This is a genomic window from Priestia sp. YIM B13551, from assembly GCF_042787905.1.
In the GTDB taxonomy this organism is placed as follows: Bacteria; Bacillota; Bacilli; order Bacillales; family Bacillaceae_H; genus Priestia.
Map to the genome: position 1 here is coordinate 196,467 of NZ_JBHZOX010000006.1, position 18,263 is coordinate 214,729.

29 protein-coding genes are annotated in these 18,263 nt (G+C 34.1%); 15 read left to right on the top strand and 14 right to left on the bottom strand.

Annotation, left to right across the window (positions count from 1 at the left end):
- The first annotated feature begins 19 nt into the window (after positions 1-19).
- The 8 genes from ACFX4N_RS24485 (at position 20) to ACFX4N_RS24520 (ending at position 5,637) form a co-directional block, all read left to right on the top strand.
- Positions 20-361 carry a helix-turn-helix domain-containing protein gene (locus ACFX4N_RS24485; protein WP_377263078.1) on the top strand — a complete coding sequence of 114 codons (342 nt, stop codon included), beginning with the start codon at positions 20-22 and terminating at the stop codon, positions 359-361.
- A gap of 91 nt (positions 362-452) precedes the next feature.
- Positions 453-1,154 (top strand): CAP domain-containing protein, encoded by a 702-nt coding sequence (locus tag ACFX4N_RS24490; RefSeq protein ID WP_377263080.1) that lies wholly within the window; start codon positions 453-455, stop codon positions 1,152-1,154.
- 467 nt (positions 1,155-1,621) lie between these two features.
- Positions 1,622-2,350: a response regulator transcription factor gene (locus tag ACFX4N_RS24495; protein WP_377263082.1), complete on the top strand. Its 729-nt coding sequence runs from the start codon at positions 1,622-1,624 to the stop codon at positions 2,348-2,350.
- Positions 2,351-2,456: 106 nt separating this feature from the next.
- A complete protein-coding gene (locus ACFX4N_RS24500; protein WP_377263084.1) occupies positions 2,457-3,845 on the top strand; it encodes a sensor histidine kinase in 1,389 nt (462 codons plus the stop codon).
- 107 nt (positions 3,846-3,952) lie between these two features.
- Positions 3,953-4,264: a hypothetical protein gene (locus ACFX4N_RS24505; protein ID WP_377263086.1), complete on the top strand. Its 312-nt coding sequence runs from the start codon at positions 3,953-3,955 to the stop codon at positions 4,262-4,264.
- Between the two features lies 1 nt (position 4,265).
- The gene (locus tag ACFX4N_RS24510; protein WP_377263088.1) at positions 4,266-4,640 is read left to right on the top strand and encodes a hypothetical protein; all 375 of its coding nucleotides are present in this window, start codon (positions 4,266-4,268) and stop codon (positions 4,638-4,640) included.
- On the top strand, positions 4,637-4,981 hold the full coding sequence (locus tag ACFX4N_RS24515; RefSeq protein ID WP_377263090.1) for a hypothetical protein: 345 nt from the start codon (positions 4,637-4,639) through the stop codon (positions 4,979-4,981). Before ACFX4N_RS24510 ends, ACFX4N_RS24515 begins: the two co-directional genes overlap by 4 nt.
- Positions 4,978-5,637: a deoxynucleoside kinase gene (locus ACFX4N_RS24520; protein WP_377263092.1), complete on the top strand. Its 660-nt coding sequence runs from the start codon at positions 4,978-4,980 to the stop codon at positions 5,635-5,637. Before ACFX4N_RS24515 ends, ACFX4N_RS24520 begins: the two co-directional genes overlap by 4 nt.
- On the opposite strand, the gene ACFX4N_RS24525 is transcribed toward ACFX4N_RS24520, so the two are convergent.
- Positions 5,634-6,080 carry a hypothetical protein gene (locus ACFX4N_RS24525; protein ID WP_377263094.1) on the bottom strand — a complete coding sequence of 149 codons (447 nt, stop codon included), beginning with the start codon at positions 6,078-6,080 and terminating at the stop codon, positions 5,634-5,636. The genes ACFX4N_RS24520 and ACFX4N_RS24525 overlap by 4 nt on opposite strands.
- Before the next feature lie 31 nt (positions 6,081-6,111).
- Between ACFX4N_RS24525 and ACFX4N_RS24530 the strand changes: the two genes are divergently transcribed.
- The 5 genes from ACFX4N_RS24530 to ACFX4N_RS24550 all read left to right on the top strand — a co-directional run bounded on the left by ACFX4N_RS24530 (position 6,112) and on the right by ACFX4N_RS24550 (position 9,269).
- Entirely contained in the window at positions 6,112-6,945 is an 834-nt protein-coding gene (locus tag ACFX4N_RS24530) for a CRISPR-associated protein Cas4 (protein ID WP_377263096.1), read from the top strand.
- A gap of 34 nt (positions 6,946-6,979) precedes the next feature.
- The gene (locus tag ACFX4N_RS24535; RefSeq protein ID WP_377263098.1) at positions 6,980-7,447 is read left to right on the top strand and encodes a hypothetical protein; all 468 of its coding nucleotides are present in this window, start codon (positions 6,980-6,982) and stop codon (positions 7,445-7,447) included.
- A gap of 20 nt (positions 7,448-7,467) precedes the next feature.
- Entirely contained in the window at positions 7,468-7,863 is a 396-nt protein-coding gene (locus ACFX4N_RS24540; RefSeq protein WP_377263100.1) for a hypothetical protein, read from the top strand.
- 118 nt (positions 7,864-7,981) lie between these two features.
- Positions 7,982-8,578, top strand: a complete 597-nt coding sequence (locus ACFX4N_RS24545) for a hypothetical protein (RefSeq protein ID WP_377263102.1) — start codon at positions 7,982-7,984, stop codon at positions 8,576-8,578.
- Between the two features lie 28 nt (positions 8,579-8,606).
- The gene (locus ACFX4N_RS24550) at positions 8,607-9,269 is read left to right on the top strand and encodes a hypothetical protein (RefSeq protein ID WP_377263104.1); all 663 of its coding nucleotides are present in this window, start codon (positions 8,607-8,609) and stop codon (positions 9,267-9,269) included.
- 308 nt (positions 9,270-9,577) lie between these two features.
- Here the strand turns inward: ACFX4N_RS24550 and ACFX4N_RS24555 are convergent, their stop codons facing one another.
- The 7 genes from ACFX4N_RS24555 to ACFX4N_RS24585 form a co-directional block, all read right to left on the bottom strand.
- A complete protein-coding gene (locus tag ACFX4N_RS24555; protein WP_377263106.1) occupies positions 9,578-10,414 on the bottom strand; it encodes a hypothetical protein in 837 nt (278 codons plus the stop codon).
- A 409-nt stretch (positions 10,415-10,823) separates the two neighbouring features.
- Positions 10,824-11,591 carry a sigma-70 RNA polymerase sigma factor region 4 domain-containing protein gene (locus ACFX4N_RS24560; RefSeq protein ID WP_377263108.1) on the bottom strand — a complete coding sequence of 256 codons (768 nt, stop codon included), beginning with the start codon at positions 11,589-11,591 and terminating at the stop codon, positions 10,824-10,826.
- Positions 11,592-11,622: 31 nt separating this feature from the next.
- Complete coding sequence (locus tag ACFX4N_RS24565) at positions 11,623-11,892, bottom strand: hypothetical protein (protein ID WP_377263110.1); 270 nt, start codon at positions 11,890-11,892, stop codon at positions 11,623-11,625.
- The gene (locus tag ACFX4N_RS24570) at positions 11,889-12,371 is read right to left on the bottom strand and encodes a crossover junction endodeoxyribonuclease RuvC (protein WP_377263111.1); all 483 of its coding nucleotides are present in this window, start codon (positions 12,369-12,371) and stop codon (positions 11,889-11,891) included. The genes ACFX4N_RS24565 and ACFX4N_RS24570 overlap by 4 nt, the downstream gene beginning before the upstream one ends.
- A 55-nt stretch (positions 12,372-12,426) precedes the next feature.
- A complete protein-coding gene (locus tag ACFX4N_RS24575) occupies positions 12,427-12,972 on the bottom strand; it encodes a hypothetical protein (RefSeq protein ID WP_377263113.1) in 546 nt (181 codons plus the stop codon).
- A gap of 11 nt (positions 12,973-12,983) precedes the next feature.
- Positions 12,984-13,541: a hypothetical protein gene (locus tag ACFX4N_RS24580; RefSeq protein ID WP_377263115.1), complete on the bottom strand. Its 558-nt coding sequence runs from the start codon at positions 13,539-13,541 to the stop codon at positions 12,984-12,986.
- Positions 13,534-13,680 (bottom strand): hypothetical protein, encoded by a 147-nt coding sequence (locus ACFX4N_RS24585; RefSeq protein ID WP_377263117.1) that lies wholly within the window; start codon positions 13,678-13,680, stop codon positions 13,534-13,536. The genes ACFX4N_RS24580 and ACFX4N_RS24585 overlap by 8 nt, the downstream gene beginning before the upstream one ends.
- Before the next feature lie 323 nt (positions 13,681-14,003).
- Here ACFX4N_RS24585 and ACFX4N_RS24590 point away from each other — a divergent pair, with 323 nt between their 5' ends.
- The gene (locus tag ACFX4N_RS24590; protein ID WP_377263119.1) at positions 14,004-14,333 is read left to right on the top strand and encodes a hypothetical protein; all 330 of its coding nucleotides are present in this window, start codon (positions 14,004-14,006) and stop codon (positions 14,331-14,333) included.
- Positions 14,334-14,410: 77 nt separating this feature from the next.
- Positions 14,411-14,686: a hypothetical protein gene (locus tag ACFX4N_RS24595; protein WP_377263121.1), complete on the top strand. Its 276-nt coding sequence runs from the start codon at positions 14,411-14,413 to the stop codon at positions 14,684-14,686.
- Between the two features lie 272 nt (positions 14,687-14,958).
- Here ACFX4N_RS24595 and ACFX4N_RS24600 read toward each other — a convergent pair whose 3' ends face one another.
- From ACFX4N_RS24600 to ACFX4N_RS24625, 6 genes are all read right to left on the bottom strand, one after another.
- Complete coding sequence (locus ACFX4N_RS24600; protein ID WP_377263123.1) at positions 14,959-15,972, bottom strand: hypothetical protein; 1,014 nt, start codon at positions 15,970-15,972, stop codon at positions 14,959-14,961.
- A gap of 334 nt (positions 15,973-16,306) precedes the next feature.
- Positions 16,307-16,741, bottom strand: coding sequence for a hypothetical protein (locus ACFX4N_RS24605; RefSeq protein ID WP_377263125.1), 435 nt, complete (start codon positions 16,739-16,741; stop codon positions 16,307-16,309).
- 24 nt (positions 16,742-16,765) lie between these two features.
- Complete coding sequence (locus ACFX4N_RS24610; protein ID WP_377263127.1) at positions 16,766-17,578, bottom strand: PD-(D/E)XK nuclease family protein; 813 nt, start codon at positions 17,576-17,578, stop codon at positions 16,766-16,768.
- 13 nt (positions 17,579-17,591) lie between these two features.
- Positions 17,592-17,837: a hypothetical protein gene (locus tag ACFX4N_RS24615; RefSeq protein ID WP_377263129.1), complete on the bottom strand. Its 246-nt coding sequence runs from the start codon at positions 17,835-17,837 to the stop codon at positions 17,592-17,594.
- Positions 17,825-18,076, bottom strand: coding sequence for a hypothetical protein (locus tag ACFX4N_RS24620; RefSeq protein WP_377263131.1), 252 nt, complete (start codon positions 18,074-18,076; stop codon positions 17,825-17,827). Before ACFX4N_RS24620 ends, ACFX4N_RS24615 begins: the two co-directional genes overlap by 13 nt.
- 2 nt (positions 18,077-18,078) lie before the next feature.
- Entirely contained in the window at positions 18,079-18,255 is a 177-nt protein-coding gene (locus ACFX4N_RS24625; RefSeq protein ID WP_377263133.1) for a hypothetical protein, read from the bottom strand.
- Positions 18,256-18,263 lie beyond the last annotated feature (8 nt).

The following is an 18,263-nucleotide window of genomic DNA, read 5'->3' on the forward strand; positions in this document are numbered from 1 at the left end:
TTTTAAGGAGGAATTTTTTATGATGAACAGATTAAACAATTTAAGAGAATTAAAAGGACTATCTTTAAAAGACGCCGCAACTTTATTTGGTATGCATCCAAAAAGGTTAGAAAAGGTGGAAAAAGGTAAAGTAATGCTCTCACAATCTGAATTGATTAAGTTTTGTGCTGTTTATGGCACATCAAGTGATTATATCTTTTACCTAACAGACGAGCCACGCTCAGTTGAGTATCAGTCACATGATGTGATGATTATAGTAAAGCACTTACTGGAATACAGACAAAAGCATGGCGATGCTAAATTTGAAAAATTGTTAGATGCTACTCTAAACGATGATTTAGACAGGTTTTCTAAACAATAGTTGGAATTATTTACTCCTAGAATTCTCTTTCTCCTATGGTTACGTTTCTACATGCAATAAGAAAGTTACATAAACGATAGGAGAGAGAATCATGAAAAAAACAATTATCGCATCTACATTAGCTTTATCTATCCTTGGTGGAGCTGCAGCAACAAATGCAAGCGCAATGACTATGTACAAGGAACCACCTTTTGAGGCATATAAGGTGACGGCTGGTGATACTTTTTATTTTATTGCTAAGCGTTATGGACTTGACTATAAAAAGTTGCAAGAACTAAACCCTTCTGTTAATCCGACAAACATGAAAATCGGTTCGATTATTCGCTTAAAACCTGCAACAACTTCAACAAATACGAATACTGGTACAACTACTTCTAATTCATCAGCAAATGCTGTTAGTACTTCAAGTATGACAATTAGTGCTTATGAAAAACAAGTTGGCGATTTAGTAAACCAAGAACGCGCAAAAGCTGGTCTAAAGCCTTTAACAATCAACGCTGAGTTATCTCGTGTTGCTCGTTACAAGTCAGCTGATATGCATGATAAAGGTTACTTCGATCATACATCTCCTACGTATGGTTCACCGTTTGACATGATGAAAAGCTTTGGTATTTCATATAAAAGCGCTGGAGAAAACATCGCTTATGGTCAAAAAACACCTAAAGAAGTGATGGAATCATGGATGAATAGCAGCGGCCACCGTGCTAACATCCTAAATGCTAACTATACTGATCTCGGTATTGGTTATTTGAGTGATAAGAATTACTGGACTCAACAATTCATCGGCAAATAAATTCTATATAAATAGGAAGAACTAGGTTCGTAATGGCCTAGTTCTTTATTATTGTTATTAACATTTTTTGGGCTGCCGCCCTTTCTTTTTTTTGACCTCTAAACGCTGGCGTTGTCGTATTTTGTCGTTTCCCAACATCGTCTAATTGTTGTAAATATAAGTAAAAAAGCCAGAAATTTTGACTAGAATTGAAAAACATGTAAATGGTATAGTTTATAAGGCGTTTAAAATATACCTTTAAACATGCATTTGAAATACATGTTTTATTATACAACATTTTCTTACAATACTTGTTTGTGCAAGTATCTTATTTTTCTAAAAATTCAATTTGATTAATATGTAAAATAGCTCGGCAACGTAAAATTTCCTCTCAATTGTGAAGGTTTTGAAGTGAAGTATTGCTTTCCTAATGTTGCTGTATGTTGTATATAAGCTAAACTGCACAAAACAATATGGAGGGAATCTTTTTGACGAAAGCTAATCATAGTTTATTATTGCTTGAAGATGAGCATGAAATAGGCATTGTACTTAAAATGATCCTCGAAGCAGAAGGGTACCAAGTAAATTGGACTCAAACTGGTGACGAGGCCGTTTTTCTCGCTTCAAATAATCACTTTGACTTAATGATTTTAGATATAATGCTGAAGAAATCGTCAGCGGATCTTAATCCAATTGTGACAAATGGTCTTGATGTAGCAAGAGTAGTTAGTAAAAACAAGTCAATTCCTTATATGTTTCTTACATCAAGAGGAGAAGGTATTGATATTATGCAGGGATTAGATTTAGGAGCAGAGGATTATGTTAAGAAACCATATGACGTACCTGAACTGCTTGCAAGAATACGAGCAATATTAAGACGAACTGCACAAAATCAAGGCCAGCCAATGCAAGAGCTCGCTTTTGGTGGAATTACTTTAAATTTATTTACTCATAAGGTAGTTGTAAATGGAAATAATATCCATTTAACAAATAAGCAATTAGAATTGCTTCATTATTTTATGAAACAACCCAATCAAATAATCTCAAAAGAGAACATTTATATAAATGTTTGGGGTCATGAACCTTCTGAGATAGGTACAACAAATCCGCTTGAAGTAAATATAAAAAGACTCCGCGCAGCAATTGGTATTGACTATATTAAAACTGTACGAGGTAAAGGTTATGTCCTTGAAACCATTGAAGCAGAAGTTAATTAAGTCGTATCATACTAATCGCCTACGTTTTAGAATTACACTTTTTTGTGTAGCCGCTATCATATTCGTTTCTTCTCCCATTATTGGATATTTTCTTTTTGTTGATGTAATGGAGAGAGGACAAGGCGCCTATGATAAGATGGTTTATAGGGCAGTACAAGTAGAGAATGAGGCTCGAAGGCAAGGTCGTGTAAAAAATATCGATTCCAATTTTCTCGACAACATCCTTTCTAGAGACGAACGTGTAACAGTTAGAAATCTTAGCACCAACAAAGTACGTAAGTTTAGAAGCCACGAAAAACCAGATCCTATTAGTGATGTCGAAAAACGATTTATTAGTAAAGCCCTTTTTTTTCTTTATCACCATTATGAAAAAGAAATTATAAAACAGGATCTTCATCTTACTATCTACTTAGATAAAGAGACAGGATACACTTACGCTCAGTATAAGCATATTTATTGTCATGAAAATCCTGAGCTCAGTATAGGTCACCATAAAGCAGAAATTACTATTACTAAAAACGTAACTAATGTTATAGCCAGACCTTTGGATCATCTTTCAAAAAATATAGATAACATGCTTATTTGGTACTTTATCGTGGCACCTATTATCGCTTATTTAGGAATTGGTTTAACTTTTCGTAAAATAAAAATAGCACTTGGTGAAGGTTTAAATGAAATTAAAGCAACCAATTACAAAACCCGTTTCCCTATAACCGGTAAATACGGAAAAGAAATTACAGACGTTAAGAAGCAGGTTAATGAGATTTTGGAACGTATGGAAGACATCGTTGAAGCCAATATAGAATCTTTGCAAGATGTATCTCACGAAGTAAACACTCATTTAACATCAATTAAGCAATCTGTTGATGTAATACGAATGTATGGTGAGTCAAAGCCGGAATTTGCTAAGGAGAGATTAGCTGCAGTTGATAATAATATCGAGAGGATTACAAGTATTATGAGTGCCCTCTTAGAATTAGCAAAACTAAATCAAGGCGCAGAAAGTCCTTCTTGTGAGTTAATTAACGTGAAAGAAACAGTAGAGCAGTTTGTGCAACACAAACGAAAACTTCATCCTGATTTTAACATCATTACCCACTATGATTCGGATGAACCTGAACTGTTTATGGATAGGGAGCATTTAATTTTAGCAATCAAACCTATTATTGAAAATGCAGTTAGGTATTCACTGAACATTCGCCAAATCGAGGTGCATGTTCAAGAAGATTATTGTCCTTATGACTTATATATTTCTATTACAAATTACGGAATACCTATACCTGAAGAAGAGATACCTCATTTGTTCGAGAGACATTTTAGAGGAAGCACAGGTGTAAAGCAAGGTTCTGGAATAGGTTTAACAATAGCTAAGAAAGTTATGGATTTATATGAAGGTGAAATAAAGGTAGAGAGCAAACCTCTTAAACCGACAACTTTCACTTTGATATTTCCGAAAAGTAACCCATTATGCAAACCCGCAGTTTCTAATAGATGAAGCTAGAAGGAAAAGACTTGAGATAATTCTCAGGTCTTTTTTTATTTTTGTCTTGAAATTTAAAAATTAAATGGATACATTACAACGAGTGAAAGGAGAGCGCAATTATGAGCTCTAATCGCAATCAATTACCAAATGCAATGCCTGTTGAATTTAATGAAGAGGGACGTACTTACTTAGGTACAGTTGAAGTAACAATGGACCGTATGTTTATCTTTGGAACAAAGCAGCATTTACATGAGATGGTATCGTTTTACCCAGGGATGGGAAATGGATGCTACGAAGTATACGGTGAAATCAGATATGTTCCTGGTCATGGTTATCGTATGGTAAAAGTAGAGGTGGAATTAGTAACCCAAGAGGAACTTAAACATCTCGAAAAAGAAAATTCAGATCACGTACTGGAGGTAGTATTTTAAGTTGAACGAATTTGAATTAAGAGAAAAACTTTTGAGTTATACATCTAGAAATTATGAAGCTTTAGTAAAAGCTCATACAGAATGGAATCAGCGGTTAGCTCATGGCGTACCAATTGCTACGCATTTAATGTATGACTTATTTGGTCATACACTTTCATCTGCTGTAAAAGAAGAATTATTATTGTTTGTCAACTCTGATAAATTTTTTATTAATATCAATGCTGATATTTGGGTGAATGAAGAAAACCCATTTCAAGTATTGTTTGTTTATAAGGTATGGAGCTCCACATCTGAAGGTAGTGAAGAACAGTACTTTCAATTAGGAGATGAGGCATCTCTTATTGCCTACTGTGAAGAAAGAGAGTTGGTCTTATGATATGGATCATCCTTCTAGCTTCACTTTATGTACTTGTAGGAGCTATAAACGGTCTTCAACACACGTTTAATATGCAAAAGCTTCTTGAAGATGTTGAGAAAGAAGAACAGTATTTGATGGAAATGGTTCGTATGTATGAATTGACTCCATCAGGTGCTGAATACTATGCAAAGCTTCAAGACTTACATATTTTTAAAAGTGAAGCATTAGCGGAACTAAAAGTATTTAAGAAAGGTGAAAACAAGTATTTGCTACAAACGTTTTTATTAAGCTTTATCTTTTGGCCATACTTTGTTTTTGCTTTAAATAAATCGAAAAAAAGAGAAGAGAGTGGGCGATGACCATTTTATTAATTGATGGGGTAGTAGGAGTAGGAAAAACAACTCTAGCTGATTTAGTAAGTGAACGTTTTGATATTCCGATGTTTCCGGAGTTAGGGAATAAAGATACAGAAGAATTACTCAACCGCTTTTATGCAGATAAAACGCGCTGGGCTTTTACAACTCAAATTCATTTTCTGAATGAACGTTTTCGTATGATTAAGGAAATTCATAAAAAAGGACATGGGATTTTAGACCGTTCGATTTTCGGTGACCGCATCTTTGCCCAAATGCTTGCAGAAGATCGTGCAGCAGGTGGAGAAGGTATGTTATGGGAAGAGTACAACACATACAGCACATTGCTAGACAACATGCTAGAACATGCACAACCACCTGAACTACTAATTTATTTAGAGTGCAGTCCAGAAGTTGCAAAAGAACGTATCGATAGTCGTGGTCGTGGGCTAGAAAGTACAGTAGATATGGCTTATTGGGAACGCCTTAATGACAAGTACGATACATGGTACCAAGAATATTCACATTCACCTAAGATTTTAATCAATGTAAACCATTTAGATTTTGTGAATAACAACGATGATAAAGAATCTGTACTTGCTCTAATCGGTGACGCATTACTTGATTTAGGTTATATCAAAGAAAAAGCAGGGGCTATTTAAGACCCCTGCAACTTTTTTTCTCTCATTTGTGAGTATTGCAAAACAAGAGAATCTGGTATTTTTCTATAGATTTCATCAGAAAGATGACGAGCACCAGCGGCACCCGCTGCCTTCGCTTCTTTATCCCACTGTGCAAGTTTTTCTTTGGAATCAGGTTCAATATCAGTATGCCATTGGTGCATACCGCAGTCTCTGCATTCCAACATAATGTATCCGTTTTCGCTTTCTTCAAAAATCATTAATGAACCGGCACAGCGAATACATCCTCGTCCTCCGTCTTGCCAGTTTTCAGCTTCTCTACCAGAAGTACCTTCCGTGTATTTAAGCCAATTTTTAAAGGTTTCTTGGGCGAGTTCACCAAACTCACCCCAATTCTTTTCATCTTCCTGTCGTTGGGCGTAGGAACCTTCGCTATCTTGGTAGGGATATTTTATATCTGCCATAATTAAAACTCCTTTCGAAAGAGGTGATCAAATGTCTAAAAAAATAAAAGAGATAAAAGAACGATATGGGGATCTAGATATCGTTGATATGCTTCATCAATTTCTAACTGAAGGAAATGCTGAACATCAAAAACAACGTATTGCAGAAGGAAAGATAGGTAAGTTTTATCCTTCATCAGTGGGAAAATGTAAGCGTGCAGTAGTATACCAAATGCTTGGTTATCCTGCTAAGCCCATAAAAGGACAATCTGTATTGATTTTAGATAACGGGACAAGCTTCCATAATCGTATGGAGGATATCTTTGAAAGAATGGGCATTATGATTGCGCCAGAGCTTTCTTTAAAAGATGAGGAATTGCGTATTAGCGGAAGGTCAGATGCGATAATTTGGAACTATCTTAAACAAGAGGATGAGCCGGATGAAGAAGAGATTGTCCTTTATGACCCAAACGAAGAGGATAAGGTCATCTATAAAGGTCCAAGTAATCATATCCTTATCGTCGAATTTAAGTCAATCAAGAATAAAAACTTTGAAAAGCTTAAAACGAAGCCTCAATCGAAACATATTATGCAGCTACAGCTGTACTTTTATTTAACAGGTATTCGACGAGGAATTGTGTGGTATGAAAACAAAAACACACAAGAAATTAAGACTTACATGATCGAGTATGATGAAGGTTTGATTCAGCAAGTTAAAGACGATATACAAGATATTCTAAACCACGTAGACCGACATGCATTGCCAGAGAAAGAAGGGAATGCATTAGACGTAATGTGTAGATATTGTGATTTCCGAAATCTTTGTCATGTTCCGCTTTCAGATGAAGAGTGGCTTGATATGTATTTTGAAGATGAAGCTTCCTAATGGGAGCTTTTTTATATTAAAGGAGGAATTAACGATGAGTTTCCCATTTCATTTTATTGAACAAAAAACAATGAGTGTAGAGAAAACAAAGCCCGGAGATAAATTGGTTTGTAAATATCCCGACAATGGGATGAGGAGTGATGGCATACAGGCCAAGAAGTATCTCCAGTTAGATAAGGAATACACAGTTGAACATATTCAAGTATACGGATCTCGTACAGAGGTGGCCCTGAAAGAGTTTCCTGGTGAACTTTTTAATTCCGTGCATTTTATGAACAAAGAAGATGTGGAATTTGGCTTTAATTATGCGGTGCAGGAGTACTTAGTCAAGATAGATCTAAGCAGTAACGTTAATTTAGATGTTCATATATATCATGAGGACAAGCCTGAGTTAACGAATAAGGAGATTATTGAAGAAGCGCTTGGATATGTAAAAAACCTAAAAATTGATGTAAGCGAAAAAGACGTGTACAAAATCTTTCCTAAAAGAAAACAAGTATAAGAATGAAAGGGGAAGTCAGTATGCAAACCGCTCAATATGTACGTGTAAAACAAATTGTACTTACAAGAGGTACAGGGAAAACCGAAGAGTGTGGAATCCCTCATACAGTAGATACTTGGTATGATGCAGATAATGTACTGATGAAAATGGCAATGACAGCTCCTGAAAATGGAGCTAGTGAAAAGGTTGATTATGTTGTTACCTTTGAAGATGGTGAAACATTTGAAAGTACCTATAGCTTAACCAAAGATGATACAGTTATTGCTTGCTTAAGAGGGCATGTAAGGACTGTTGCAAATATCTATGCAGGTAATGCTAGACCGCAATGGATGAAGGAAGAGGTATACGATAAATATGTCCCTGAAGAACAAAGAGACAAATTCCGTGATTTTTTAACTAAATATCTTCCTTTATAAGAAAACAATAACCTCCTTTCGTCTTGATATGGGGGTTTTTATGCTTAAAATTATATAGTATATTTTGTTGATAACTAGTAATATAGTAATAATATGTTATATATTTAGGGGGATATCTATGAAAAAATTATTGGTGTGTATTGTGCTGATATTTTCATTGACAGCGGTTACAAGTTGCTTTGCTAATGAATCGGTAGCAATTGTGGAGGCAAAAGAGAAAAAGAAACCGAAAAAATCTTACGCTCTTACATGGAAAGGTTTTAAGAAAAGGTGGAAAAAAGAAGCTAATTATTATGAGAAAACGAAAGACCTTGACACGATTAAAAACGAGGCAGTAAAAAAAACAAACATGGGTCCAACAAAAATAGGTAAAATTAATGAGAATATATATGTTGGATTAAATACCAATAGGGATGCAGACGGCGACTTCGGTTTTGTATCAGTAACTGGAAGAATAGTAAATGACGGTAGCAAAAAGAGTAAAAAAGATAATAAGGATTTAAATCTTGCTCTATCTCTTGCTGTTCTTACTGCAGATCCAAGCCTTTCTCAGAAAAAAAAGGTCTCCATTATTAATGATAAGTTAGATATCTTCGGTGAGTTTGAGGATGGTGAAGAACGCACTTATTCATATAAGGGCATCACTTATAAAGCCAAGTACGACTATAAGCGTAGCAACTATGGAACCTTTACAATCAGTGTAATTGAAGAATAACAACTTTCAAATAAAGGGAGTAATCTTGATGAGCCTGCAATATAAAAAGTTATTGACTTTCTTTTCTATTTTGGCTTTGCTGTTTACATTGGCTGGTTGCGGTAACGAAGTTAAGAAATCCAGTGGTGAGGAAGAAGAAGAAAAATCAGAAGAGGTTAGTGCTTCTGAAGATGAAGAAGCGGTGGTAGAAGAAACAACAACTGAAACTCCACGGGCTGTAAGTTCTTATATCTTTGATAGTAACTGGGAGACTTTTAAAGCAAATTTCGCAGAAAATGCTAATAAAGTAAGACCTGAAATATCCGTTATTAATGATTATGGAACTAAGGAGAGCTTAGCTGGCCTTAGACATGATGGGAAAATTAAAGAAGGTTTATTTGTAAGTGCTAATATGAAGAGAGATAACCCTAATGAGATTGGTTACGCAGTGGTACTTGGTTCAATAGATCCGAATGAAGATCCTAATTATGCAGATGTATGGCTTTGTAGTGGGACATTAATGATGACAGTTGATTCATCATTAACGCCTGAAGAGAAACAAAACATAGCAGCTCATCTTAAGATGGCAACTCACTTACAAGATAATGAAGAGCTTGTGTATCAATATGAAGGGGTCGAGTATAAAGTTACTTATGATGTAGGAAATGCGGGCAAGGATGTAGTTGAGTTTTCAGCCTTACAATTAAATTAGAATAGAACTTAAAGAACCTCCTTGTTAATCACAGGGAGGTTTCTTCATGAGCACTTCTAATGTGCTTTCCTTTATCAAACGAAAAACGCCTCTATAAAATAGAGACGCTTTTGTGTTATTTCAATGTGAATGTTAATAAGTTGATTAGTAAAAAAAGAATTATATAATAACTGATCTTTTTTCCTTTTTTCTCAACGATGCCATAAAGCATCATAACTATCAAAGCGGAAATCACTACAGGTAAAATGTAATTAATCATTTTGTCACCTCTTATATTATGCAATCGATACTAGTAGTACAAAGGGTTCTTATATTAAGTTGTAAGCTTCTAGCATTGCTGATTTACCAGTGTTACTTGCGTTATATAGGGCTACAGCAGCAGCTCCAGCTGTACCGCCTGCTCCAAGTAATCCAATAACTGTCCAAGCCGATACAGTTGCTACGGTTAATGCACCAGCAATAGTTGCTGTATAACCAACTATCTCATTTCGAGCACTCGCTACAGTACTAGCTTGATTTTTAAAATCTACGAGCACAGTACCATATTTAAGAGTTTTTTTCTTTGGTGTGCCAGATGACTCATCCATAAACATATTTCTAGGCTTCTTATAAGCTGTTACATCATAAGTTTTAGAACCTGTTTGTTTATAATATGTTAACCATTTTTTCCCACCACTAGCAAGTGACATAGTGCTCATTTGTCCCATGGCTTCTTCGGGGCTTTGGTTCATTTCATCTGCTGATAATTTCTCGCCATCTACAAATATTTCCCCTTTTTTGTTATAGGAAATCTCATTTTTTTCTGTAGAGTTTTCAACTTTACCATTTGGATATTCTTTTTTAATGTCATTTGTGATATTAATTGTAACAGTCTCTTTTTCAGTGTCTTTTTTAACTACCTTAGTTGTATCAGTATTAAGAGTATATAAGACTTCTTCTCCATCAAGGTCTTTAATTTCCTTGCTATCGCTATACTCTTTTGTTCCTGATTCTGCTTCATCATACATTTTACTTAATGTCTTTAAATCGTCGTTAGATAAAGCGGGGCTATCAGTTGTAGCAGCCTCTGTTTTATTAGCGACTGGTACTAAGCTCCACACGATACCTATTGTGGCAATCAAAGCGAAACTAATAATTTTTTTCATGTATGTATCTCCTTTTCTATGATTTAGTTAGAATATGTATTCTTTCCAACAATTAGATATTCTAGGAGTTTTTATAATTACAGTCAAGTTGACACCAATTATGGAATAATGTTTTTTGGTAAATAAAATGAAATAAAGGTATAGTTCTTTTAATGAATGTAACCGTTAACAATACCTAAACTATAGTATTTATACTATATTAACCAACAACAAAACATTATGCTTTTAAATGTAAAATAAATACATTAACCGGTTACTAATATAGCTTTTTTTAAAAATCACAATATTTTTATGGAGAGTTTTCCACTTAAATAGTAGAAAAAAAGAAATGATTCTATTACATTTTTTACTATTTTCCGGTGTAATTAAATCCATTGAAAAACTAAAAACTCAAAAAATCCCTCCATGTTTAATTACAGGGAGGGATCTTCATCAGTTCTTTTAATTTCTTTTTAATTTGTTTTCGTTTGCTCCAGATAGTATCACGATGATATCCCATGTGAGCACCTACTTGTTCATAGGTCATTCCTTTATGATCGTAAAGGGAAATAAGGGTTCTTTCGAATGTGGTTAGTTGATCGAAGGGGAATGTAGCGGTTTTACCTAAAATCCAATTAAATCCTAGTTCTTGGTTTTCTTTTTCGAAGTAAAGGTCTTGATACCATGAATCCTTGATTTGAATCTCACTGTTTTCATCGATGTGATCTTCTAATGATTCAATTCGGAATCCATATGATAAATCTTTATATAGATATTTAAAATACTCATGCACACTATGATAATAACTACCTTTTAAATAGCCACAAAAATTTATTTTATCGCTTTTCTTTTTATACCTCTTAGCCTGAGTTAGTAATAACATGCAAAGTATATTAATTAACTCTTCATCAGATAGGTGTCTTAAACGAAAATTAATCATTTGAACAACTTTACGTGCACCTTTTTTAGTGTGAGCGTATTGATAAAAAGGGACTAATTCTTCCTGTAGGTCTTTATTCGGTGTATATTTAGCAATTAATTTTCTTGTCTCTTTATCACGGAAATTAATAACACCATAGCGCAAAAGATTAAAGTATTTTTTGATAAAATTAGACAGCTTCTTAGTTTCGGGATCATACCCAAAAGACTGGATTAATTCTAACCCAGCCTTTGTAGAACCTGCTTGATATTCAAACACTAAAGAATCAATGTGCTCGTATTGAAGTTCTTTATCGGTCATATTTTTCTAAGCGTGCTAGGATTCGTTTCATTTTAATCATATCGTTATCAACGTTTTGTTTACGTTGATATTCCGCTACTTCTTCAAAAAGATCTTCTTCAAACTTCTTCAATTCATGAGAATCATAATTCATAACTTCATCCATCTCCAATTCGTAGATAAGATTTAGTAGATCATCTATTTTATCTGCATCTTCTAATAGTTCAGAGAACTCATCTAACGATAAATCTACTCCTATATTTCCACGGTATATCTTCAAGCAGCTGCACCTTCTTTGCTAAGGTCTACACATGCCCAGCAAATCCCGATAGCATCTGTAAGATCGTTATCTTTTGAGAACTTTAACCCTTCAAGCTCATAGAGTGCAACAACTTTATCAAAGGTATATTCTTTCTTTGCTTTTCCAGAACCGTGAAAAACTTTACGCCAGCTAGTAGGGTAGATAAGTTCTACATCTACATCGTACTTCTTAGCAAGATAAAGAACAGCGCCTGATACTCGTGATAATTTAATAGCTGTATCAACGTTTAATTTACTGAATTGATTTTCACAGAGGGCTTTTGTGATGGAGTACTTTTTAAAGAGGGGTTCGAGAAGTTCAAGTTGATAATAAATCTTTTCGGCTTCTGTACCTGTTTTAGGTATGTCAATCTTGCCACTCTCAATAATGTCATGCTTTTCATCCATTACACAGTAACCCGTACATTTTGTTGAGGGATCTATTCCTAAGTAATACATAATTATCCACTCCTTTATTGTAACGTTTTTTAGGGGATTGTACTAGAAAAAAGTACTATTCCCCATCTTCTACTAGAATTGCAATAGAATGTACTAAGTTTTTAGTGTATTCTTTTACATAATTTTGTGCCCATTTAGGGATTCGTTCATATTTCACATTAGGGCCAGCATAACAACCACGTAATTCTTTGCGACGCTCTTCCATAATGGAATCAATTTCATTGTCAAGGATGGAACCTAACTCACCCATTTTGTTCTTGTAAAACAAGCTATCAATCTTTGTATCAAGATCATAATGTTTTTTAAGTAGAGAACCAATTGCTTTTGAAGTGATTGTGTTCAGTAATAAATCTTGTAGTTCATTTTTGAAAGGATCTACAGGAGGTTGAGGTGTAATATCAACAGGGATAGTAGGTACCTCCTCAACATTAGGATCTAATTTCGCATGTAAAAAAGAGTCTCCAGTTCTTACAACAAGGTGCTCTTCTTTTGAATAAGCTTGATTGTTGTTGAAATCGAGTGTAATCGTTTCTTCTTCATCGTCTTCTTCCTCAACTACGTATACTGGTGCTAAGTTCTCTGTTACTTCTTCTTTACTCATTTCTTTCTACCTCACTTTTGCTTTTGAGCTTTACGACGAGCTGCACGATTTTGAAAAGGAACTACATTATTCTTTTTCATTTTCTCTACACGTTTTTTTGCTTCTTCGTAAATATTGATAGAGCCATCTAAAATATTGATTTGACGCTCCATTTCATCAATTTGCTCCTCAGTCATTTCTTCGCTAAATACTTTCTCAGTCACTTCTGTTTTTGCAACATAGAAAGCCGATACAATGATTGTTCCTTCGTCATTGATGCCGACTTCAACCATGTCAATTCCTTCACGGATATAGTCATGTAAGCGAAGATATTCAATAACCGTTTCGATGGTTAAAACAGTTTTGATTTTATTTGTTTGTTCTTCAGGCTCTAAATTAAAGAAATTAGGTGTACGATCCACCATCTTATCTACAGCTTCTTGTTGAGCTGCTGGATTTAATCGAATAGATTTTAGAATCGGATCAATTGCATATTCTGCAACATGAATGTATTCTACATTTAAATTAGAGATTTCATTTTTTGTAATAACAATTCCCAAAATCTCATTATCTTTTGGTTGATTACTCATTTTCTTTCTCCTGTTCCTCTGTTGTTTTTAAAGGTTCTTTAGAGAAAGATGTTTTAAGGTCTTCATTAAGGATGTTAAGTTCACCATTATCATGAAGTTCCATAACTTTTTTACCTTTGTTATTAATAAATTGAAGCATTAGTCTTTCCTCCTCTTAACTTGTCTTCCAAAGTATTTGAACCATTCGAGACGAGGTTGTAAAGAATTATTTTGAGGAGATTAAAATGCAATAAAAGGGACAGCCCCAAAGTAATCTGAATAAATATTAAAATAAATTAATTATAAAACTGAAATTTTTCTTAAAAACAGCAAGTGTATCTTTCAGTAAGAGGTAACCTGTGGTATAAATATAAAAAGAACTTATTTTTTCTATAAAATAAAATACTTATACTTAGAAATATAAACTTATATACGGAACCATTTGATGACGAAAAGGTACACTGTGCTAGCGGAGGGTTATTATTGAACAAGTTAGAAGCTGTAGAGATTATTAAACATGCTTTCATACACTTGATGTATGAAGAAAATGTAAAGGTCGGTTCCACTAATATACTTTTATATTTTCCAACGATAGGTATTGCGCTGGTTGAGCCTAAAAGGGATAGAGAAGACTTACAAAATGATAATGTAGAAGATCTGGACGAGCTTTACATAAAGAAAGAGTTAAAAGCTAGGCAAATCGTTGTAGACTTCGAAGACAAAGACTTTAGTGTAGGATATATAATTAATGATATCTTATTAGAAGCCAGGTTTGTGCCTGGTGAGAGATCTAAAGAAGATAAAATTTTTTAATATACATGCAACGGAGAGGTGATTAATTTCATCTCTTTTTTTTATGCCATTTTTTAATCGATAAGGAGAGATTTTGAATGCCTAATACAAATACATTAGAAATAAGAGAATTATCGTTTATGGAGTATTTAGAACGTTATTACGGCTATGTGGGAACTGAAGAAGAGGTGGAGAAAGAAATCTTGTTTAATAACAGAAGGTTAGTTAGGGAATATTTTGAAGAAGAGTGGTGTTTATCTTATAAACATGCCCAAAGAGAAGTCATAACAGATTTGCAAAAAGAATATATTAAAGATGCTAAGGAGTTTAATTTTATTAGAAGCGATAAAATTTTTTGGTGGGAAGTTTATTAATTTATTTATTATCTTTTAAATAATTAGTAATAAGAAAGAATTAGGCTAATCAAAAAATGACTACACCCTAATCAAAAAATGATTAGCGGGATTTTCCGCTAGTTAAAAAATGATTAGCGGTTTATCCACAAAATCTGGGGATAATTCGCTAGTCAAAAAATGATTAGCATAGTAGTCAAAAAATGATTAGCTGCTAACCAAAAAATGATTAGCAGAAAAAAATCAGCTAATCAAAAAATGATTAGCGGGGGAAAAGCATAAAAAAAGAGAGCTTATTTAGCTCTCTCTAACTTAATCATATACTCTTTAAAGTTGTAATAATTAATGATTTCAATCTCTTCATCGAATATTGAACTACAAATTGAAATGAGTCTGTCTGTATAGTGTGCCGTTTCTTTAACAATATCTTTTGCAGCTTCATTTAAGATAAGATCTACACCACCAATGTCTTCATTGTAGATACAAATCGAATCATTAAAAATCATTTCATAAGATGGCTTACTCCATTGATCTTGTAAGAGCTTGTGGAATTGATTGCAAGACATTTTTTCATAAGGTGTTAACGTGTTTAGTATGTAATCTGATTGCTCAGAGTTCTCAATAAGTTTATCAATAGCTGCACGATTTTTCTTAGATATAATCTTCTCACTATTGGATAATAGTTCTCCTATAGTTTCCTTTGAATCATGTAGGAAGTAATCCATTTCTAAATCTCTACCGTACTTTTGCATAAAATCATCATGCTTTTCTTTTAGGTACTTAGGTAACTGATTATATTGTTCCTTAGATAACATAGGAATGGTTTGTCTTATTTTATAAATAGGACTAGTTTCTTTGTTATTAGCCAATTTATTTAAACGATTAATGATAAGGATAAAGTTATTTTCCTGCAATAAACGAAGTTTCTTTCTCAACGTTGTCGGTGATGAAATACCAATTCTTTGAGCCAATTCAGATTCTTTTGGAAAACAAATATCTGTTTCATCATTGCAATACTCGTTAAGTAAGTAATAGAGATGAACACATTCAGGGCCAATTACATTAGTCCAAAATGTAAACATATATCGATTTACGTTAATAACGCCATTGTTTGCAAAAGGAATTGATTCACCTTGTTTGTTTAGATTGGTTAAAACAATGTCTGAAAAAGGAATCTCTCGCTTATCGTGCATTTTTCTAACTCCTTTACCATTAGAAATTTTAATCTCCATCATTTCTCCATTATCTTCCCTTAAAAAATGGATAAATTCATCTTCTTTATATTCTTTGTTTCCGTTGATAATCATGCCAAATATCCTCCCTAATGTTTGGAAAAGGCAGGATTAAATAGACCCATAACTGTTGCATTTTTAAAAAACTCATGATAGTATAAAAACATATCTAAGAATACAAACTACATTATGTAGCAAATTAAAAATGCAATTTTATATGGGGTTTAATCCTCTGGAACGCTCATTCCTTATCTTCCGCCAAGTTGACAAAGGAGTGGGCGTTTGCTCATTTTCCGGCTTGTTATTGCTTTCATTTTATCAGAATATTTACCAGTTGACAAGATAAATGAAAATCTGATAAAAAATCCTAGTAAAAATTACATATGAATATATAAAAAAGACCAGGACATTAATCCTGGTTTTTTTGTGTGACTCTTTCTTTTAAGTTCTCAATTTCACCTTCTAGATAATTAAAGTTGTGTGTAACTTTACTTTCTAAACTTGTGAAATTGAATTGAACTTCCTTTAGAGTCGTAGCTATTCCTTCTAATTGTTGCGTGTTCTTTTCTAAATTGATAAACAGTTCTTTTTCTCTGTTATCAGAACGTATACGATCTTCAGCCACCATTTTATAATGATCTATTCGTTGTTCCTTCATGTTTTCAGTCATAGCAGTCATTTGCTCTTTATGGCTGTCACTAACACTACGTACATATCCCATTACTTTAATAGACATAAAGATAACAAAAATCATGATGATACAGAATAGTGTCATGAAAGGTTTATCCCCTTGGGTAATTCCATTAATAACATCATTATAAGTGCTGAAATCTGCTGGAGTCATACAGCGACTACCTCCTTTTTGGGGCTAAAATTGCAATCTGTCGCAGTAGTTCATCATCGAGCAATTTTTACACATGAAACTTTGTCTCGGATAAAAATCTTCCTGCTTGATTCCATTACGCACTCCTTTTAATACGCTTTTTAAGCGCTTAATTTCATTCTCGTCTCTATATAAAGACAGTTGTTTGTCACTTCCGATGTAATCAAATACGAATCGATCAGGTGAGGAGTTAAATTGTTCTTGAAAGGCGTAAAACATAGCGGTAGCTCGTAGATCATGGCGAAGGAAAAATCCAGAAGAAGCGTCTGTTTTATTGTTACTGGTTTTAAAATCAACGATTTCTATCATACGTCGATTATCTGAGTCAGTGCGTTCACGAATCAGTTCAAATTCACCTGTTAGGATAAGGTCATCTTGAACAGCAATACGGAAGGGGTAGTTGACAGCAATAGGAGTGCCAGGATTATCTTTGTTCTCTGCATAGAAAGCGTATATTGCTTCCATACCTCTGTTTAGAATTTGCGATGTTCGTTGATGGTCTGTTCCGGTACGAGCATGGAGGAAGTTTTCTTTTGTTTTCTTATCTTCTTCAAATATTGAGTAATAATAGTTAGCCCACTTATCGCGCATTTGCCTAAGAGTGGGGAGTCTGCCTTGCATTACCTCATAATAAAAATACGATATAGTTTGATGAATACCCTTTGAATATAAAACTGCACTCTTATAATCGTCTTCAGATGGAATCTCATGAATTTTAGTGAGCTGATATTTCAGCGGGCATTGCATAAATGTGTATACGTCATCCATACTTATCTCAATATTTTTCGTGTTTGTCATGTTATTTCACCTCTTAAAAACTTTGCGCTTGTTTTCTAAAGCAATGAGTATGCGCTTGAACCATTCGTTCCCATTCAGGATCTACAGTTTGTCCATGCTCATTTTGTGTGGCATCTACAATTTCTCCTCCACAGAATCGACAGTAGGGTGTATACTCTCGCATCTGAAGGTTCATATGTCTTTCTAAAATATCAGTGCCTTTTACGCTCTCAAATGGAGTAGCTCCATATAATTGATATCTATTTTTTATTCCGGCCATTCGCTCACATCCTCTTCAGCTCTTTTTAGAGTTGCTTCATAATCAATCTCTCTCTCTTTTTGTTCTTCTTCAACTAGTAAGGAGATCGTCTTTTCTAATTCTCTAGCAAGTAATGTTTCACATTGTCGTAAACGGTAGAGCAAACGGACTTTGTTCTCGAATGAAAAAGTAGCCCACTCTTCATTTCCAATAAACACATGGACGTTTTGTTCTGGATACTCATTGGTGTAATTAGTCATTTTTACTCGCCCCAATCGTTATATCTAGTTGTAGAGTCCTCATGCTCGTGAGAACCACAGACCGGGCAACCCTTGGTATCTCGCTCATCAATTGCACACTCAATCACATATTCTTGAGAACAATTTAAGCATTCTACCCATTTTTCCGTGAATTCAAATCTTTTTTTTCGGTTGTTCATGTTGTTGT

Bases quoted from the DNA above. Each gene is read 5' to 3' on its own strand.
- ACFX4N_RS24485 (WP_377263078.1), top strand. From the start codon at position 20: ATGATGAACAGATTAAACAATTTAAGAGAATTAAAAGGACTATCTTTA.
- ACFX4N_RS24490 (WP_377263080.1), top strand. From the start codon at position 453: ATGAAAAAAACAATTATCGCATCTACATTAGCTTTATCTATCCTTGGT.
- ACFX4N_RS24500 (WP_377263084.1), top strand. From the start codon at position 2,457: ATGGAGAGAGGACAAGGCGCCTATGATAAGATGGTTTATAGGGCAGTA.
- ACFX4N_RS24505 (WP_377263086.1), top strand. From the start codon at position 3,953: ATGAGCTCTAATCGCAATCAATTACCAAATGCAATGCCTGTTGAATTT.
- ACFX4N_RS24515 (WP_377263090.1), top strand. From the start codon at position 4,637: ATGATATGGATCATCCTTCTAGCTTCACTTTATGTACTTGTAGGAGCT.
- ACFX4N_RS24520 (WP_377263092.1), top strand. From the start codon at position 4,978: ATGACCATTTTATTAATTGATGGGGTAGTAGGAGTAGGAAAAACAACT.
- ACFX4N_RS24525 (WP_377263094.1), bottom strand. From the start codon at position 6,080: ATGGCAGATATAAAATATCCCTACCAAGATAGCGAAGGTTCCTACGCC.
- ACFX4N_RS24530 (WP_377263096.1), top strand. From the start codon at position 6,112: ATGTCTAAAAAAATAAAAGAGATAAAAGAACGATATGGGGATCTAGAT.
- ACFX4N_RS24535 (WP_377263098.1), top strand. From the start codon at position 6,980: ATGAGTTTCCCATTTCATTTTATTGAACAAAAAACAATGAGTGTAGAG.
- ACFX4N_RS24540 (WP_377263100.1), top strand. From the start codon at position 7,468: ATGCAAACCGCTCAATATGTACGTGTAAAACAAATTGTACTTACAAGA.
- ACFX4N_RS24545 (WP_377263102.1), top strand. From the start codon at position 7,982: ATGAAAAAATTATTGGTGTGTATTGTGCTGATATTTTCATTGACAGCG.
- ACFX4N_RS24550 (WP_377263104.1), top strand. From the start codon at position 8,607: ATGAGCCTGCAATATAAAAAGTTATTGACTTTCTTTTCTATTTTGGCT.
- ACFX4N_RS24555 (WP_377263106.1), bottom strand. From the start codon at position 10,414: ATGAAAAAAATTATTAGTTTCGCTTTGATTGCCACAATAGGTATCGTG.
- ACFX4N_RS24570 (WP_377263111.1), bottom strand. From the start codon at position 12,371: ATGTATTACTTAGGAATAGATCCCTCAACAAAATGTACGGGTTACTGT.
- ACFX4N_RS24575 (WP_377263113.1), bottom strand. From the start codon at position 12,972: ATGAGTAAAGAAGAAGTAACAGAGAACTTAGCACCAGTATACGTAGTT.
- ACFX4N_RS24580 (WP_377263115.1), bottom strand. From the start codon at position 13,541: ATGAGTAATCAACCAAAAGATAATGAGATTTTGGGAATTGTTATTACA.
- ACFX4N_RS24585 (WP_377263117.1), bottom strand. From the start codon at position 13,680: ATGCTTCAATTTATTAATAACAAAGGTAAAAAAGTTATGGAACTTCAT.
- ACFX4N_RS24595 (WP_377263121.1), top strand. From the start codon at position 14,411: ATGCCTAATACAAATACATTAGAAATAAGAGAATTATCGTTTATGGAG.
- ACFX4N_RS24600 (WP_377263123.1), bottom strand. From the start codon at position 15,972: ATGATTATCAACGGAAACAAAGAATATAAAGAAGATGAATTTATCCAT.
- ACFX4N_RS24605 (WP_377263125.1), bottom strand. From the start codon at position 16,741: ATGACTCCAGCAGATTTCAGCACTTATAATGATGTTATTAATGGAATT.
- ACFX4N_RS24610 (WP_377263127.1), bottom strand. From the start codon at position 17,578: ATGACAAACACGAAAAATATTGAGATAAGTATGGATGACGTATACACA.
- ACFX4N_RS24615 (WP_377263129.1), bottom strand. From the start codon at position 17,837: ATGGCCGGAATAAAAAATAGATATCAATTATATGGAGCTACTCCATTT.
- ACFX4N_RS24620 (WP_377263131.1), bottom strand. From the start codon at position 18,076: ATGACTAATTACACCAATGAGTATCCAGAACAAAACGTCCATGTGTTT.
- ACFX4N_RS24625 (WP_377263133.1), bottom strand. From the start codon at position 18,255: ATGAACAACCGAAAAAAAAGATTTGAATTCACGGAAAAATGGGTAGAA.